Raw genomic sequence first — 16,327 nt, forward strand, 5'->3', positions numbered from 1 at the left:
TTCATTATTTTTCTCAATTTCTAATGTTTGATCACATTGTCCAACCGATTTCCTACCAGCACATTGAACTCCCCTCATCTGTTCATCTCGACATTAAAAGGATAGATCTAATTCATCCTCAAATTTCAGGCAATAAATTTTTCAAACTAAAATACAATCTGCTTGCCGCAAAACAACAAGGACTATCAAATATTTTGACTTTTGGTGGCGCTTATTCCAACCATATTGCTGCAACTGCTTATGCAGCTCATCTTTTTGGCTTACATAGTATTGGAATTATTCGTGGTGAAGAGTTAGCGAGTAAGCCTCTTAACCCCACTTTGGCAAAAGCCCAAAGTCTGGGAATGCAGCTACATTTTGTCTCACGCAATGAGTATCACTTGCGAGATGACGCAAATTATCTTCAAAAGCTAGGTCATCAGTTTCCTGAAACTTTTATTATTCCAGAAGGCGGCACCAATCAGCTAGCAGTTCAAGGTTGTCAGGAAATTCTTAGTGAGTATGATTTAGAGCAATACGATGTGATTTGCTGTGCAGTGGGAACCGCCGGAACGATTTCAGGTCTTATTGAAAGGAGTTCAGCACATCAAAAAGTTATGGGGTTTTCGGCTTTAAAAGGTGACTTTTTACAACAAGAAATTCAACAGTGGACTAAAAAACAGAATTGGTCTCTGACAGATGCTTATTGCTGCGGAGGTTATGCCAAAACGTCACCTGAACTATTTGCATTTATTGAGAGTTTTGAAGCGAAATATGCCGTGCCTCTTGAACCGATCTATACGGGAAAAATGATGTTCGGTGTGTTTGACCTTATAAAGAATCATTACTTTCCTGAAGGAACTCGTATTCTGGCTATTCATTCTGGTGGTTTACAGGCAGATATAAGAAATAAATCGCACCAATAATTTACTCATTTTAGTTAAGGTTTTCTCTACGGCAATAAATGTCTTTAGCACGAGTAAGTGCTGACATGGTAGTATATGCCCCTTTTTAATTTTCACGATTAATCGAGAATCTCTTATGTCTAACAGTCATGTCGATGTCATTGTCTTAGGTGCAGGCGCTTCTGGACTCATGTTGGCTGCACATGCTGCTAAACGAGGGCGCTCGGTTTTAATTTTAGAAAAAGCCAACAAAATTGGTAAAAAGATTTTAATGTCAGGTGGAGGTAAATGTAACTTTACCAACCTGTATGTAGAGCCTGACAACTATATTTCTCATAATCCACACTTTGTCATTTCTGCCCTGTCACGCTATAGCAACTGGGACTTTATCGGTTTGGTATGTGACTACAAAATTGCCTATGAAGAACGTAAACACGGTCAATTATTTACGCTAAACGGCGCTAAAGAAATTTTAGAGATGTTGGTAAGTGAGTGTAATAAAACCAACAATGTTGAAATTCAAACCTATTGTGAAGTTGGACAGATCGACCCATTACAACAAGGCGGTTTTTCTGTACACACCAACCAAGGGCGTTTTAGCTGTGAGTCATTAGTTATTGCTACGGGTGGTTTATCCATTCCGACTTTGGGTGGCTCTGGTTTCGGCTATGAACTGGCACAAAAATTTGGACATAAAGTTTTCCCAACCCGTGCTGGTTTAGTTCCATTTACTTTTTCAGATCATATTAAAGAAGTCACCACACGCTTAAGTGGTAATGCTTTAGATGTGACGTTAAGCAACTCAAAAAATAGCTTTACTGAAGCGTTATTATTTACCCATCGTGGCTTAAGTGGACCAAGTTCCTTACAGCTTTCTAACTATTGGAATACTGGAGAAAGTTTTAAAATTGACTTTTTCCCAAGCCAAGACTTAACAAGTTATTTAAAAGACAAAAAGAAAGCACAGCCGAAAGTTTTATTGCGTACCCTTCTGAATGAATTTACCGCGAAAAGTATTGTACAAGAGCTACAACAACTCATATGGCCAGAGCATAGCGAAACGGCGATTGGTAATATTAGTGATGCACAGCTAGAGCATATTACCGAGCAGTTACATGGTTTTTCGGTTAAACCATCAGGCACTGAAGGATACCGTACTGCCGAAGTGACCTTAGGTGGAATTGATACAACCGAAGTTTCATCTAAAACACTCGAAAGCAAAAAGCAGAAAGGACTGTTCTTTATTGGAGAAGTACTTGATGTAACCGGCCATTTAGGAGGTTATAACTTCCAATGGGCTTGGTCTTCTGCTTATGCAGCAGCACAATATGTTTAAATGCGGAATAAGCTAATTTGCTGCTTTCGCTTCACTTGATGATTTTTCAGCATCACGTGTATGCGTTGTTGCCTGTTTTGATGAGTCAGATTTGCTAAATACAAATTTATAAGCACTTGCTAAAAAACCAACGGTAATCCCAGCAATTACAACAGGTGCTAAAAAACGACCAGGTTTTTTCATCGTATTTTCCTCACTTATTTGTTTTTATAGCTGTCAAAGACAGAACGACCACTCATATAGAGTGGTCGAACTTATCACAAAAATCAAAGATTTTTTGTACGGTTTATCTGAAAATTAGTTCACTCACTAAATTTCATCATTTTCACCAGTAGAGCCAAATGGTTTATTTACAGGTGGTTGTGCTGGGTTTACCTGTGCAGAATCTGCTGGTTTTGCATCAGATGGAACCACTGACGGTGGAGTTGTCGTAGTTGATGAAGTTGGAGTTGAAGACGTACTCGCTGTTGTTGTAGTAGGTGGTTGATATAAAGGATTTGGATGATTTGCTTCTTTTTTCGCTTTATCAAGCAAATCAGATAGCAATCTTTCTGCTGGTTGACGACCACCCAAACCAAATGCAAGTGCGAAAGCAACTGCAACTGCGCCTAGAGTTAAACCAAATGCAAGGTTTACAATCGAATCAGCAATACCCATCGCTTTTAAACCAAGCGCAAGAACTAGGCCAATAATTAAGACACGAACCAAACTACCTAACCAACGCGAACTATTATATTCACCACGTTGAACTACGTTCGCCACAACATTTGCAAGCCAGAAACCAATCACCAAAATTACAGCGCCCAATAGAATGTTTGCACCGAAATGGATAAACATTGCGATTAGACCACTAATCTGTTCAAAACCAAGACGGTCAGCAGCTTCAGAAACTGCAAACAACATGGTAAAGAACACAATTAACCAGCCAACAGCACCAGAGACTTTAGTTTGACCTAAAAAACGTTGTACATCTAATTTTGCTGGAATTTCATCAACACCTGTTCCTGCAATCAGTTCGGCAACCAAGCGTCCAACAAAACGAGAAACAATATAAGCAACAAGTAGAATTAAACCAGCAGCAATAATGTTTGGAATCGCTTGCAAGATTTCATTCAGCATTGCTGTCGCAGGTTGAGAAATGGTCTGAATACCCAAAGCTTCAAATGCCACAATCAATGTCGTAATGATAATAATGGCAAAAACAAATGAACCTAAGAATTTGCCTACATTTGAATTTTTGAAAAGACCAATTTTTTCAGCTTGAGCCTGAACACCTAAGCTATTGATTAAACCTTCAACAATACCGCGTACAATTTTTGCCAAGATATAACCAACAAAAACGATAACGCCAGCAATAAAGATATTTGGTAAGAAGGCAATTGCCTCATTCACCATGTTTTGAACAGGAATAAGTAAACCTGTTAATCCCAAGATTGAGAGAACAATAGGAAGGAAAAGTAATAGTACAAGCCAGTAAAGAATTTCACCGATATTTTGACTGATTCCTCCTACACCCACTTCACTACTTAACTTATCATCAAGTTGCGTTCTAGATAGCACATTGGTGATCCCTGCTCGCACCAGTCGAGCAACTATCCAGCCAATAAAGCCAACCACCACAGCAGCAATAATATTTGGAATGTAAACAAGTACCTGATTCACCATATTGCTAAATGGACCACTTACTCCACTAATGTTGAGTACATTTAAAGCAGCAACAACAGCAAGAATCAAAATAAACCAAAATATGACTTTGGAGACGAGACCTTCTATATTGGGAGTACGCCCTGTAGCTGAAGATAATTTGGCATTGGTATTTAATTTTTGCAGAAGTTTTTTTACCCCTGCTGCTACCACTAAAGCGATTATCCAGCCAACCAGTAAGATGACAATTGCAGCCAAAATAGGATGAAACTGATCCCAGTAATACATCGCATCAAACTGAGCGCCGCGAGGCCCATTAAAAAATTCATTCATATTGTTATGTCCTCAATTGTTATGTTCTTTTCAGTGTTATCAATAAATGAAAAACACCAGTTCGTTGTAAAAAATGACGATAAATGCGGTCTATGTCACCTTATGTTTTGAATATTTTTCAATCAACAACCTTCTGCATAAATACAACAAATTGATGCAAAAGATTGCAAAAAAAGCCTTCAGGGCACATCCTAAAGGCTTTCTATCAAGATATACTGTTGGGCTTACTATCCTTTGTAAGTTTTCAAATCAGAACTACCAATCATGACATGTGGTATGGTCTCATGTTGAAAAGCTCCTTCTTCTTTAGGCGTTTTGCTATGATCAGCAACCATGTAGACGATGAGTGCAATAAGAAAAAGCCCAACAATAATTAAAATATAAACTGGCAATCTTCTTTTTTTCGCAGTTTCTTCAGGACTCGTCACATGAGGTGGTTTTGAAAAATCATGCATCTTCTTTCCCCTCTTCTATTATCATTAACTTTATAATCATCATAACAATTTGATTTGTTGCATTGTGTGAAAAAGCATTATGCGTAGGTGACTAGGTTTGCAAAACTCTACTTTTAAAATAATAAATTTAGTATAAAATTTAGCCACATTAATTTTGACTATTAAAAATATAATCTCATTTTATTCATCACCTTCTTTAAAACTCGATTTGTAATACAATATGTTTTAGCGCTTACTTTTTATAAAATAGGCTATAATAAGCCCCCTTGTTTTAAAGCTACTCAATTTTATGATGTATCGTCAGCAAAGCGTAACTCTTGATCTCGACACTGACGTCACACATCAATGTTATTTGCATCAAACAAGAGATGAGCATCTCATTGGTATTATTGAATTTAATAAACCAAGCTTCCAGTTTAAATGGGGTGATCTTGAGTATTTCCGTCGCCGTACCGAAGAGTTCTCGGTCATGCCATTCCCTGAATGTGTTAATGCGATGATTGTTGATATTCGTAATATCAATGTATTTCTGGACAATGAAGTCCCGATTTTACCGTGGCGTTTACTTGAAGAAGACTGCCCTGTTCGCTTGGTTGTTCCTCAAGATCGTCTTGAATATTATGCAGGTCTGTTTGAACCAACTTGGCTTTCAACAGATGTCGACAGCGCGATTTCAGAAATTCGTGAATTTATGGATATGTTTGTCCATTAATAAACATATCCATAAAAGTTTTCTTAAAATATTTTATTTTCGGTTTTTACCAATAATTTTCTACCGCAATATTTCCTTCACCACGACGATTCATTGTCAAACCACGGCGTTTTAAAGCCTCTTTGGTATCATCTACCATTTGTGGGTTTCCACATAACATAACGTGACTATTTGCTGAATTAAGTTCCAGACCTGCTGCTTTTTCTAACTCACCATTTTCGATTAAAACCGGTAAGCGCTCATGCAACGGCGCTGTTGAGTCTCGGGTAATAATAGGAATAAATTTAAAGCCGTTATGCCCTTCCCCAAACGTTTCAGCAATCTCTTGAATACGATCGACATATGCCAATTCATCTTCCGTACGGACGCTATAAACCAAATTAATCTTTTGATAATTAGACCAAGTTTCAAAGTCTTGTAGCATCGACAAAAATGGAGCCAAACCTGTACCTGTTGCTAATAACCATAAATCATGCGGTAAAGGTTGCTGATAACGCGCCAAAGTCAGATAGCCATATGGAATTTTTTCCAAATAAAGCTCATCACCGACTTGCAAATGCTGTAAATTCGAAGTGAAGGCACCATCTGGTACAACAATTGAGAAGAACTCTAGCGTTTCATCAAATGGAGAAGACACCACCGAATAAGCACGGACAACCAGTTCCTCCCCCACCTTTAAACCTATACGCGCAAACTGACCTGCGGTAAATTTAAAATGCGAAGGGCGAGTCATGGTAAAGCTGAAAAGTGTTGGGGTCCAACGATGAACTGATAAAACTTTTTCTACGCTAAATTTTTCAATTGACATGATTTCAACGTGGCATGAAATAGTGCGCTCATGTTAGCATGACAGCCGAAATAATGAATACTTTTAAACGTTAAGGCTTTTTAAACATGCGGATGACATTACGCCAGTTGGCTGTTTTTGTAGCAGTCGCCCAAGAAGGAACCGTTACTAAAGCCAGTGATGCGGTCAGACTGACGCAAAGTGCAGCTAGTATGGCTTTAGCCGATTTAGAAGACGGCTTAGGTGCTCCTTTATTTGATCGTTTAGGTAAGCGCTTACAGCTTAATGATCTTGGACGTTTTTTACTTCCTCAAGCATTAGAAATATTAGGACGTTGTGAAGCATTTGAACAAGCTGCCAAGGGTGAATTACAAAGTATCGATTTGCGTATCGGTGCGACTTTAACCATTAGCGACTATTTAATGCCTGATTTAATGGCTAACTTTTTACAACGTCATCCGCAAGCACATTTACAACTTCAAGTGGGTAATACACGCCAAATGATTGAAGCAGTAAATCAGTTCCAATTAGATTTAGCTTTAATTGAAGGTTCTTGTCACTTACCCCAACTCCAGTGTATTCATTGGCGTGATGATGAGTTAGCAGTATGCTGTTCACCAGATCATCCTTTAACTCGTTTAAATCGCCCGCTTACACCTCAAGATTTTCATGACGTAGAATGGATTTTACGTGAAGAGGGATCTGGTACGCGTGAAGTCTTTGATAATGCAATTTTGCAAGATCTACCAGATGCCAACATTCGCTTAACGCTTGGTCATAATGAAGCAATCTTGAAAATAGTGGCAGGTGGCTTAGGAATGTCTTGTATTTCTAGATTAGCGATTGAACCTTTAAGTGAGAAAGGTCAACTCGTTATTTTAGATACACCATTTTGGCAACTGACCCGTCCACTTTATATGCTGGTACATCGCCAAAAATATCAAGGCCCAGGTCTTAAAGCATTTTTAAAATTCTGCGATGAAGATCAGGCTTAAAGCCTGATCTTCTAATGCCATCGTGAATCATTTTCACATGGCTCACCGTCATGATCTCCATCCATTTTAGTGTTCGGGCAATTTCTTACAAACCAACGTGCCTCTTCTAAAGAATGCATTTGCGAACAATGCTCACGCCCATCACAATGAAAAGCCGATGTTTCATCATTTACTCGTTTCGGAGCTGGGGCTGTTTGAGAAGTAACTGTTTGAGGAGTTAATGCTAAAGCCTTTTTCGTTTTCTCAGAAAGTTGTATATCTGGCAATTTGCCCAAAGCTGCATGCTGTTCCTTAATAATCTGCTTCTGTTGCTCTATTAATAATTGTACTTTTTCATGTGATGCACGCTGCTGAGCCTGTTGACGATAGTGCAATACAATAAAAGTCACACACGCAACAACAACCAAGATGCCAACGATAAATATACTGATGTACTCACGTGAACTCAGCTTGAATTTGCTGCGTTTAATTTTTCCCCGTTGAACCATATTTCCCCATTCTTTATCTTATTATTCATTTTTAAGAAAATTAAGGGAAATTAATATCTCCCTTAATTCTAAATCACTTAATCTTTCTGAACGCATCAAAACACTTGTCTAGTACATTCATTATTTAAGTGTTTTTAATATATTACATTTAGCTCATTATTAACGTCGAAAATTTGACAATAACTCACTCGTGATCGCTTTATTGTGATCCGCAATTTTATTTTTTTTGGTTTTCGCAGGATTCGTGTCAACACGCTCAATTTTGATCGCTTTAAATTTCCCTTGATTGTCAGCCGCAAGAAATCTCACTTTTTCATTTCTTTTCGGCTCACCTTCTGATGCAGGAAAGTCAGAAATATGAAAGAAAATATCTCCTTCAGTGGTCGAAATAAAACCAAACCCCTTATCGGCGTTATATTGTTTTACTCTTCCAATATAAAACTCTTGTTTCATGATCTTTCCCCTACTTTTCCCATCCAATCGTTGCTGTAAATAAAAAGAGACTTTCAATTCCGCTGTTAAAAAATACGGTTTGATGAAGTCTCTTTTTTTATGACTATTTCAAAAATTAATCTTTTTGAACACTACCAAAAATCTTGTCGCCAGCATCGCCTAAACCAGGAACGATATAACCTTGTTCATTTAAGCCGTCATCAATAGATGCAGTATAAAGCTGAATGTCAGGATGTGCTGCCTCAACTTTTGCAATTCCTTCAGGAGCTGCAACCAATACCATAACACGAATATCTTTACATCCACTTGCCTTTAACACATCAATTGCAGCAACCAAAGAGTTACCTGTTGCCAGCATAGGATCGATAATCATTGCAATACGGTTAGCCACATCTGGAACTAGCTTTTTATAGTAAGTACGTACTTCCAAAGTCTCTTCGTTACGCTCAAGACCTAACACACTTACTTTTGCACTTGGAATCAGATTAAGCACGCCATCAAGCATACCAATACCAGCACGTAAAATCGGTACAATCGTTATTTTTTTACCAGCAATACGCTGAGTAGTAACAGTTCCAGCCCATCCATCAATTTCGCAATCCACAACTGGTAAATCTTTCGTTGCTTCATATGTCAATAACATAGTCACTTCTTGAGCAAGCTCACGGAAATTCTTAGTACTGATGTCAGCACGACGTAATAAACCTAATTTATGACGAATAAGTGGGTGACGAATTTCTTGAATGACCACAGATGTTACCTAAAAATATAAAAACGTATTTATTATAATCTTTTTTTAACTACCAATAAAAAAAAGCCTCCATATTTGGAGGCTTTTTTGTACACAAGAATTATTGTTGTTGCGAAAGCATGAAATGTAATGGAGATAAAATTTCTGCTTTTAATGCCAAATTAATCATTGGATCTGGATATACACCCAAAATAATCACTAATGCAGCAGCAGCTAATACCATCAAACCACCCACTTTTTGTCCCCAATGTGCATCAGCATCAATACGAGGAGTTTCAGGTGGAGTCATATACATCACAACCATCACACGTAAGTAGTAATACAAACCAATACCACTACCCACAATAATCATTGCAGCTAAGAACCAGTGTTGAGTCGTTACAGCAGCCATAACAACCAAGAACTTACCAATGAAGCCTGCTGTTAATGGAATACCAGCCAAAGATAACATCATGACTGTTAATGTTGCTGTAAGTACTGGACGGCGCCAGAACAAACCACGGTAGTCTGCAAGGCTTTGAGCTTCATCTACGTTGTTATATGGGCTAGACATTAACGCTACTGCACCAAAGGCACCAATAGTTGTTAATACATAAGTCACCACATACACAGTTACGCTACCTAAGCTCGCATATGTCATGCTAATTAAAGCAATTAACAAATAACCAAAGTGAGCAATAGATGAATAACCCAAAATACGTTTTAAGTTCACTTGACGAACAGCGAGCAAGTTACCGACTAAAATTGACAATACAGCAATGATTGTCAAAACAGTCACTAGCGAGTTCACCATGATTGCGCCAGAAGCAAGCAAATAACGTACGAACAAACCAATAGTTGCAACCTTAGCAGCAGTCGCTAAGAAAGTTGCCATTGGAGCTGGAGCACCTGCATATACATCTGGTGTCCATTTGTGGAACGGTGCAAGCGATAATTTGAATGCAACAGCAAAGATAATAAGTGCTAAACCTAATAACACCATTGGCTGTTTGATTGCGCCAAATAAAGCTTGAACAGAATCATAGAATGAAAGCGAACCAGTGTAAGCGTAGATATACGCCATACCCATCAACAACATCGCAGAAGCTGTTGCAGAAAGTACAAGATACTTAATACCCGCTTCAAGCGATTGGCTACGTTGATATGTATAAGCAAGTAAGCCGTATACAGGAATCGACATTAACTCAAGGCTAATAAAGAAAGATGCATAGTGAGAACTTGCAACCATCAACATTGCACCTGCTACAGAAGCAAGTAACAAAAGATAGAGTTCTTCACGGTTGTCTTTATAAGTCTCAATATAAGCATGAGACAAAGTACAACACGCCAATGATGCAACTAAAATCATGAACTGATAGAACAATGTAAATGGATCAACCATAAACATGCCCATCACATTTGCCGGTACAAATTTACCGCCAAATAGTTCTAGCAAGATATAAAGTGCAGCAAGGTTTAAACCGACAACAGAAGTTGTTGCGATTAAATTATGGTTACGCTTAATTGCAATGAGCAACATGACGACGACTGTTGTCAACGCAACAATCATCACAGGCGCTAATGGCATAATCGTAGAGAATGATACTGTGAAGTTCATGATTATTGGATCTCCACATGGTCAAGTTGAGTAGCTGTTTGCTGAACAGTTTCAACGACTTCTTGTACTGGCACATAACTATTGACCAACCACTGCATACTTGAATGAGATACATCCAAGAATGTTTGTGGGAAGATACCAAGCCAAACGAGACCAATCGCACAAATCATCAAAATAACAACTTCACGAGCAGATAAGTCTTTTAATGGACTAGTGTAGTGTTGCTTTTGTTCAGGGTTTGGCTCACCAAATAAAGCACGGTGAATCAAGATCAAGCCATATAAACCTGCAAATACAAGGCTGATAGAAGCAAGAATCGTGAAGGCAGGATATTTATTAAATGAACCCATCAAAATCAGGAATTCACCAATAAAGTTACCTAAACCTGGCACACCAACAAGAGCAGCTACGAAGAACATTAAGAAGAATGGTAAGTATTGGAGTTGACCACGAAGACCACCCATCAAACGCAAATCACGTGTATGCAAGCGCTCGTAGATTTGACCAGACATAATGAACAATGCAGCAGATGACAAACCATGTGCCAACATCATGATCATTAAACCTTGGAAGGTCAAAATATTACCTGCATAGATTGCAAGTAAAATGAAGCCCATGTGTGAAATCGACGTATACGCAAGTAAACGTTTCATGTCAGTTTGCTGGTAAGCACACCAAGCGCCGTAGAAAATACCAATCAAACCGAAAATAATCGCAATATCTGCAAACTGTGCAGAAGCTGCTGGGAAGAATGGAATTACAAAACGGAGCAAACCGTACGCTGCTGTCTTAATCAAGATACCAGCCAAGTCTACAGAACCCGCTGTAGGAGCTTGAGCATGCGCATCTGGTAACCAGCCGTGCAATGGGAAAACTGGTAACTTCACTGCAAAACCAATAAAGAAGCAGATCATGAAACCATACGCGAAGCCAGCAGGTAAACGATTCGCTACAGCTAATAAATAGTTGTAATCAAAACCGATCATACCAGTCATCATGTAGCCATAGACCACAAGGCCAAGGATACCGATTAACATCACTAAACCAGCGATTTGCGTATATAAGAAGAACTTAGTTGCAGCGTAAACACGTGAACGGCCGTTTGAACCTTTATGACCCCATAACGCAATCAAGAAGTAGATTGGTACAAGCATCATCTCCCAGAAGAAGAAGAATAGGAACAAATCGATTGCCAAGAACACGCCAATAACGCCACCTAAACTCCATAATAAGTTTAAGTGGAAGAAACCAACGTTCTTTTGAATCTCGCCCCATGAGCAACCAACAGCAAGTACACCAAGTAAAGCTGTTAACAACACCATGAGTAAAGACAAGCCATCCACTGCTAAGTGAATGCCAATACCGAGAGATTTAATCCACGGTAAATAGAACTCAGCTGACCAAGTTGGGACTTTTGAGCCCAACTCGTATGTATAAGTACCACTTTGCCAAAGTGCAAGACCTAAGCCCAAAGTAATGAGCATACCAATTAAGGCAATCCAGCGTGGCAAAGTTTTGTCGAGTTTATCGACTAACCAACAAGCAAAACCTGCAATGAACGGAACAAGGATCAGCGCGGGTAAAATTAAATTGTTTTCCATTTTATTTCCCCACTACCTGAATAACGATCAAGATCATCAATAACACCACTACACCGAGTGACATGCTTGATGCGTATTCACGCAATGAACCTGTTTGACGTGAGCTTGTAAAACTGTTTCCGCCTTTAACAAGCGCAGGAAGCACAAGCCACAAGCTATCAATTGGATCACGACCAAATAGTTTGGCGAAGAATAAATAAGGTTTAACAAAAACGATGTCATACAACGCATCGAAACCAAATGCAGTACGACAAATATGAGCTAAGCCAGCACCAAGACTTGTTTGAGCAAACGATTTCACTGCACCGTAAGCAAATGCAAACAAACCAATACCAACCGCTAAACCAGCAAGCGCAATACCTACAGCTAAATGCTCTGCTCCATGCATGCCTTCTACAAACTGTTCAGCAACGTGGAATTCAGGAATTTTCGCTGTATTTAAAATACCAGCTACAGGACCTTTTAGTGCAGCGCCCACAAAAGTAGACAATACTGCCAAGATACCTAATGGCGCCCAGTAAGTTGCACCTTTAATCTCATGGTAATGTGTATTTTCTTTACCGAAGAATACAACCCAGATTAAACGGAAGGTATAGATTGAAGTCAGGAACGCACCTGCTACACCAGCCCAATATAAGGTATGGTATAGAGCAACTGATTGACCTTGTACCCAAACTTCACCAAGAATCGCATCTTTTGAGAAGAAGCCGATTGTTAAGAATGGAATCGCTGCTAATGCACCGCCACCAATCGCGAAACATGCAAATAGGAATTTGTTTTTGTAGAACAAACCGCCCATTTTGAAAATATTTTGTTCGTGATGGTAAGCAAGAATAACTGCACCAGAAGACAAGAATAATAATGCTTTGAAGAATGCGTGAGCCAACATGTGGAACAAGCCAGCTTGGTAAGCTTCTGCACCTACAGCCATAAACATATAACCAAGCTGACTCATTGTTGAGTAAGCCAAAATACGTTTGATGTCTGTTTGCACAAGAGCAGCAAAGCCTGCAACTAATAAAGTTACAGCACCTGTTACCGAAATGAATTGCATCACTTCAGGTGCAAGCTCAAATACGCTGAATAAACGGCAGCATAAGTACACACCAGCCGTTACCATTGTTGCTGCGTGGATTAATGCAGAAACAGGTGTTGGACCTGCCATCGCATCTGCCAACCATGTTTGCAATGGAATTTGAGCAGATTTACCAGCAGCACCCAAGAACAACATTAACGCAGTCCAGATGGTAAGTGACGAACTCTTCGTCATTACTTCTGCTGCATGTTCAACGATGTACTGAGTATTCAGTGTACCAAATTGTTGGTAAAGCAAGAATAAAGCGATAAGTAAGAATACGTCACCTACGCGGGTAACTGTAAATGCTTTGATCGCTGCCCAACCATTTGCAGGGTTTGCATAATAGAAACCGATGAGCAAGTAAGAGCAAAGACCTACCCCTTCCCAACCTAAGAATAACAACGCTAAGTTGTCACCCAATACAAGCACAAGCATGCTTGCAACGAATAGGTTGAAATAAGAGAAGAAGCGCGCATAACCTTCTTCACCACGCATGTACCATGATGCAAAGATGTGGATTAGGAAACCAACACCAGTGATCATGCCCATCATAAGTAAAGATAAGCCATCTAAATGTAAGCTAATGCCAGGAGCGAAACCACCAACATTGAACCATGTCCAAAGGTTTTGAACAAAAACCTGCTGACCGCTATTGGTAAATGCCATACCAGCAATCAATGCAAATAATGCAGATAAACCTACAGAACCCACACCAATAATTGCTGCAACATTTTCAGAAAGCTTATCACGCCCTGCCGCCAATAAAATAAAACCGATTAGCGGAAATAATACTGTTAGATATAAATAACTCATCCGCGCATCTCACTAGCAGCATCCACATCCAAATGATGGAAGCGATGATAGAACTGAAGGACAATCGCAAGACCGATACACGCCTCTGCCGCAGCAAGGGTTAAAATCAGAATGAACATCACTTGTCCATCTGGTTGTGCCCATACACTACCCGCAAGAACGAATGCTAACGCAGCAGCATTCATCATGATTTCAAGGCTCATTAACATAAATAGTAGGTTGCGTCGCACCATTACACCGTAAAAACCGAGTGCAAAAAGAATGGTTGCAACAATCAAACCATGTTCTAAAGGGATCTGGCCCATTATTCTTTTTCCTCTTCTGCACCTGGTTCACGTTTACCTAAGTGGTATGCTGCAACAAGGGCTGCTAGCAATAACATCGCGGCAACTTCAACCAATAATAAGTAGTGAGTAAAGAGCGCTTGACCAACAACTTTTGGTCCAATTACTTGTGCTCCAAGTGGTGCAGAGATGGTTGTATATTCACCACCAAGCATCCAAACTAAAAGTAAGCCAAGTAAAAAGCTCATGAGTGCTGGATATGCCCAAGCATCTGAAGAAAGCCATTTACGCTCTTGTTCAACAGTGTGTTGCCCTAAGTTAAGCATCATCACCACAAATACGAACAAGACCATAATTGCACCAGCATAAACAATGATTTCGAGGGCGCCAGCAAACGGCGCACCTACGATCATGAAAATACCAGCAACTGCAAGTAATGAAACAATCAGACTAAGCAATGCATGTACAGGGTTCGTGTTAGTAACTACACGAACCGTAGAAACGATGGCCACGAGCGCCATCAAATAAAACGGCCACATCATGGTAATAGACTCCGTACATCGATTGGTGCACTTTCTTTTTGTGCTTGACCTTTCTCTTTACCGCTAACAGCCATACCAGTTACACGGTAGAAGTTGTAGTCTGGGTATTTACCTGGACCTGAAATGAGTAAGTTTTCTTTCTCATATACAAGGTCTTGACGTACGTATTCGCCCAACTCGAAATCTGGAGTCATTTGAATCGCTGTCGTTGGACATGCTTCTTCACACATACCGCAGAAAATACAACGAGAGAAGTTGATACGGAAAAACTCCGGATACCAACGCCCATCTTCTTTTTCTGCTTTTTGTAGTGAAATACAGCCAACTGGACATGCAACCGCACAAAGGTTACATGCCACACAACGTTCTTCCCCATCTGGGTCACGCGTTAATACGATACGACCACGAAAGCGTGGCGGCACAATTTGTTCAGCCGGTACTTCTGGATATAAAATCGTGTCACGTTTACGCGTTGCATGGCTAAATACCATAAACAACGAACGTACAATTGATCCGAATCCAGCTAGAAATTTATACATTTTGTACTCCCTGCTGTCCTAGGCCTGATTCATCAGAATCACAGCACCAGTCACTAACAAGTTGACCAACGCCAATGGCAAACAAATTTTCCAACCAAAGTTCATGACTTGGTCATAACGTGGACGCATTAAAGAACCACGTGCCAATACAAACATCATTACAAAGAATGCTGTTTTAATCACAAACCAGAATACTGGTGGAACAAATGGAATTTCTAAATTGAATGGCGCTAACCAGCCACCAAAGAATAAAGTCACGATCAATGCAGAGATAAGTACAACGTTGACATATTCAGCAACGAAGAACATACCCCATTTCATACCGCCATATTCAACATGGTAACCTTCAGCCAATTCTTGTTCTGCTTCTGGTTGGTCAAATGGATGACGGTGAGTTACCGCAACACCAGCAACCACAAAAATCAAGAAACCTAAGAATTGTGGAATAACGAACCAAACATCGCGTTGTGCTTCAACAATTTCACGAAGGTTGAATGAACCTGCAATTGCAACCACACCCATTAACGAGATACCCAAGAACACTTCATAAGAAATGGTTTGAGCAGCTGAACGTAAGCCACCAAGCAATGAGTATTTGTTATTTGAAGCCCAGCCACCAAATAAGACTGCATAGACTGCAATACCAGCCATTGCCATAAAGAACAACAAACCGATGCTCATGTCGGCAACACCCAGTGAAGGACTCACTGGGATAACCATGAACGAAAGCACCGCAGTTGCCATCGCAACTGCCGGAGCTAAGCGGAAAGTTAATTTATCAGCAAATTTTGGTGTCCAGTCTTCTTTGAACATGATCTTGAGCATGTCGGCAACGATCTGGAACATACCACCAGGACCAACACGGTTTGGACCATAACGGTCTTGCCACCAAGCAAGTAAACGACGCTCAATAAAAGACATCAACGCAGCAACAAGAACAACAACAAGCAAAATCACAACTGCTTGAACAACTGCATAAGCAATTGGCCAGTTCTCAGCCCAAAGTGGCGTTTGACGTATAATTTCTTGATTCAT

At 39.8% G+C, this 16,327-nt stretch carries 18 protein-coding genes; 4 read left to right on the forward strand and 14 right to left on the reverse strand.

Going from position 1 to position 16,327, the window contains the following annotated elements:
- Window positions 1-23: 23 nt before the first annotated feature.
- Window positions 24-905 carry a 1-aminocyclopropane-1-carboxylate deaminase/D-cysteine desulfhydrase gene (locus tag I8T81_RS15160; RefSeq protein WP_198071576.1) on the forward strand — a complete coding sequence of 294 codons (882 nt, stop codon included), beginning with the start codon at window positions 24-26 and terminating at the stop codon, window positions 903-905.
- A gap of 115 nt (window positions 906-1,020) precedes the next feature.
- Entirely contained in the window at window positions 1,021-2,220 is a 1,200-nt protein-coding gene (locus tag I8T81_RS15165; RefSeq protein WP_191028621.1) for a BaiN/RdsA family NAD(P)/FAD-dependent oxidoreductase, read from the forward strand.
- 12 nt (window positions 2,221-2,232) lie between these two features.
- On the opposite strand, the gene I8T81_RS15170 is transcribed toward I8T81_RS15165, so the two are convergent.
- The 3 genes from I8T81_RS15170 to I8T81_RS15180 form a co-directional block, all read right to left on the reverse strand.
- Window positions 2,233-2,403 (reverse strand): hypothetical protein, encoded by a 171-nt coding sequence (locus I8T81_RS15170; protein WP_019457074.1) that lies wholly within the window; start codon window positions 2,401-2,403, stop codon window positions 2,233-2,235.
- Between the two features lie 126 nt (window positions 2,404-2,529).
- Window positions 2,530-4,197 carry a mechanosensitive ion channel gene (locus tag I8T81_RS15175; RefSeq protein ID WP_191028622.1) on the reverse strand — a complete coding sequence of 556 codons (1,668 nt, stop codon included), beginning with the start codon at window positions 4,195-4,197 and terminating at the stop codon, window positions 2,530-2,532.
- A gap of 227 nt (window positions 4,198-4,424) precedes the next feature.
- Window positions 4,425-4,652, reverse strand: a complete 228-nt coding sequence (locus I8T81_RS15180) for a hypothetical protein (RefSeq protein ID WP_191106946.1) — start codon at window positions 4,650-4,652, stop codon at window positions 4,425-4,427.
- Between the two features lie 292 nt (window positions 4,653-4,944).
- Here I8T81_RS15180 and I8T81_RS15185 point away from each other — a divergent pair, with 292 nt between their 5' ends.
- Window positions 4,945-5,364 (forward strand): hypothetical protein, encoded by a 420-nt coding sequence (locus I8T81_RS15185; protein ID WP_198072781.1) that lies wholly within the window; start codon window positions 4,945-4,947, stop codon window positions 5,362-5,364.
- Window positions 5,365-5,410: 46 nt separating this feature from the next.
- On the opposite strand, the gene I8T81_RS15190 is transcribed toward I8T81_RS15185, so the two are convergent.
- Complete coding sequence (locus I8T81_RS15190) at window positions 5,411-6,172, reverse strand: ferredoxin--NADP reductase (protein WP_198071577.1); 762 nt, start codon at window positions 6,170-6,172, stop codon at window positions 5,411-5,413.
- 86 nt (window positions 6,173-6,258) lie between these two features.
- Between I8T81_RS15190 and gigC the strand changes: the two genes are divergently transcribed.
- Window positions 6,259-7,146 (forward strand): LysR family transcriptional regulator GigC, encoded by an 888-nt coding sequence (gigC, locus tag I8T81_RS15195; RefSeq protein WP_004703480.1) that lies wholly within the window; start codon window positions 6,259-6,261, stop codon window positions 7,144-7,146.
- Window positions 7,147-7,157: 11 nt separating this feature from the next.
- Here gigC and I8T81_RS15200 read toward each other — a convergent pair whose 3' ends face one another.
- From I8T81_RS15200 to nuoH, 10 genes are all read right to left on the reverse strand, one after another.
- The gene (locus tag I8T81_RS15200) at window positions 7,158-7,634 is read right to left on the reverse strand and encodes an excalibur calcium-binding domain-containing protein (RefSeq protein ID WP_227602140.1); all 477 of its coding nucleotides are present in this window, start codon (window positions 7,632-7,634) and stop codon (window positions 7,158-7,160) included.
- A 159-nt stretch (window positions 7,635-7,793) separates the two neighbouring features.
- Complete coding sequence (locus tag I8T81_RS15205; RefSeq protein WP_004703483.1) at window positions 7,794-8,087, reverse strand: cold shock domain-containing protein; 294 nt, start codon at window positions 8,085-8,087, stop codon at window positions 7,794-7,796.
- A gap of 115 nt (window positions 8,088-8,202) precedes the next feature.
- Window positions 8,203-8,838 carry a uracil phosphoribosyltransferase gene (gene upp / locus I8T81_RS15210; RefSeq protein ID WP_198071578.1) on the reverse strand — a complete coding sequence of 212 codons (636 nt, stop codon included), beginning with the start codon at window positions 8,836-8,838 and terminating at the stop codon, window positions 8,203-8,205.
- A gap of 100 nt (window positions 8,839-8,938) precedes the next feature.
- Window positions 8,939-10,435, reverse strand: coding sequence for an NADH-quinone oxidoreductase subunit NuoN (gene nuoN / locus I8T81_RS15215; protein WP_004703492.1), 1,497 nt, complete (start codon window positions 10,433-10,435; stop codon window positions 8,939-8,941).
- A gap of 2 nt (window positions 10,436-10,437) precedes the next feature.
- Window positions 10,438-12,036 (reverse strand): NADH-quinone oxidoreductase subunit M, encoded by a 1,599-nt coding sequence (gene nuoM / locus I8T81_RS15220; protein ID WP_039251650.1) that lies wholly within the window; start codon window positions 12,034-12,036, stop codon window positions 10,438-10,440.
- 1 nt (window position 12,037) lies between these two features.
- Window positions 12,038-13,927, reverse strand: coding sequence for an NADH-quinone oxidoreductase subunit L (gene nuoL / locus I8T81_RS15225; RefSeq protein ID WP_039251652.1), 1,890 nt, complete (start codon window positions 13,925-13,927; stop codon window positions 12,038-12,040).
- Complete coding sequence (nuoK, locus tag I8T81_RS15230; RefSeq protein ID WP_000529822.1) at window positions 13,924-14,232, reverse strand: NADH-quinone oxidoreductase subunit NuoK; 309 nt, start codon at window positions 14,230-14,232, stop codon at window positions 13,924-13,926. The genes nuoL and nuoK overlap by 4 nt, the downstream gene beginning before the upstream one ends.
- Entirely contained in the window at window positions 14,232-14,750 is a 519-nt protein-coding gene (gene nuoJ / locus I8T81_RS15235) for an NADH-quinone oxidoreductase subunit J (protein ID WP_014205902.1), read from the reverse strand. The genes nuoK and nuoJ overlap by 1 nt, the downstream gene beginning before the upstream one ends.
- Complete coding sequence (gene nuoI, locus I8T81_RS15240; protein WP_004703498.1) at window positions 14,750-15,292, reverse strand: NADH-quinone oxidoreductase subunit NuoI; 543 nt, start codon at window positions 15,290-15,292, stop codon at window positions 14,750-14,752. The genes nuoJ and nuoI overlap by 1 nt, the downstream gene beginning before the upstream one ends.
- Before the next feature lie 18 nt (window positions 15,293-15,310).
- On the reverse strand, window positions 15,311-16,327 hold the full coding sequence (gene nuoH, locus I8T81_RS15245) for an NADH-quinone oxidoreductase subunit NuoH (protein WP_004703499.1): 1,017 nt from the start codon (window positions 16,325-16,327) through the stop codon (window positions 15,311-15,313).

The organism is Acinetobacter seifertii, assembly GCF_016064815.1.
In the GTDB taxonomy this organism is placed as follows: Bacteria; Pseudomonadota; Gammaproteobacteria; order Pseudomonadales; family Moraxellaceae; genus Acinetobacter; species Acinetobacter seifertii.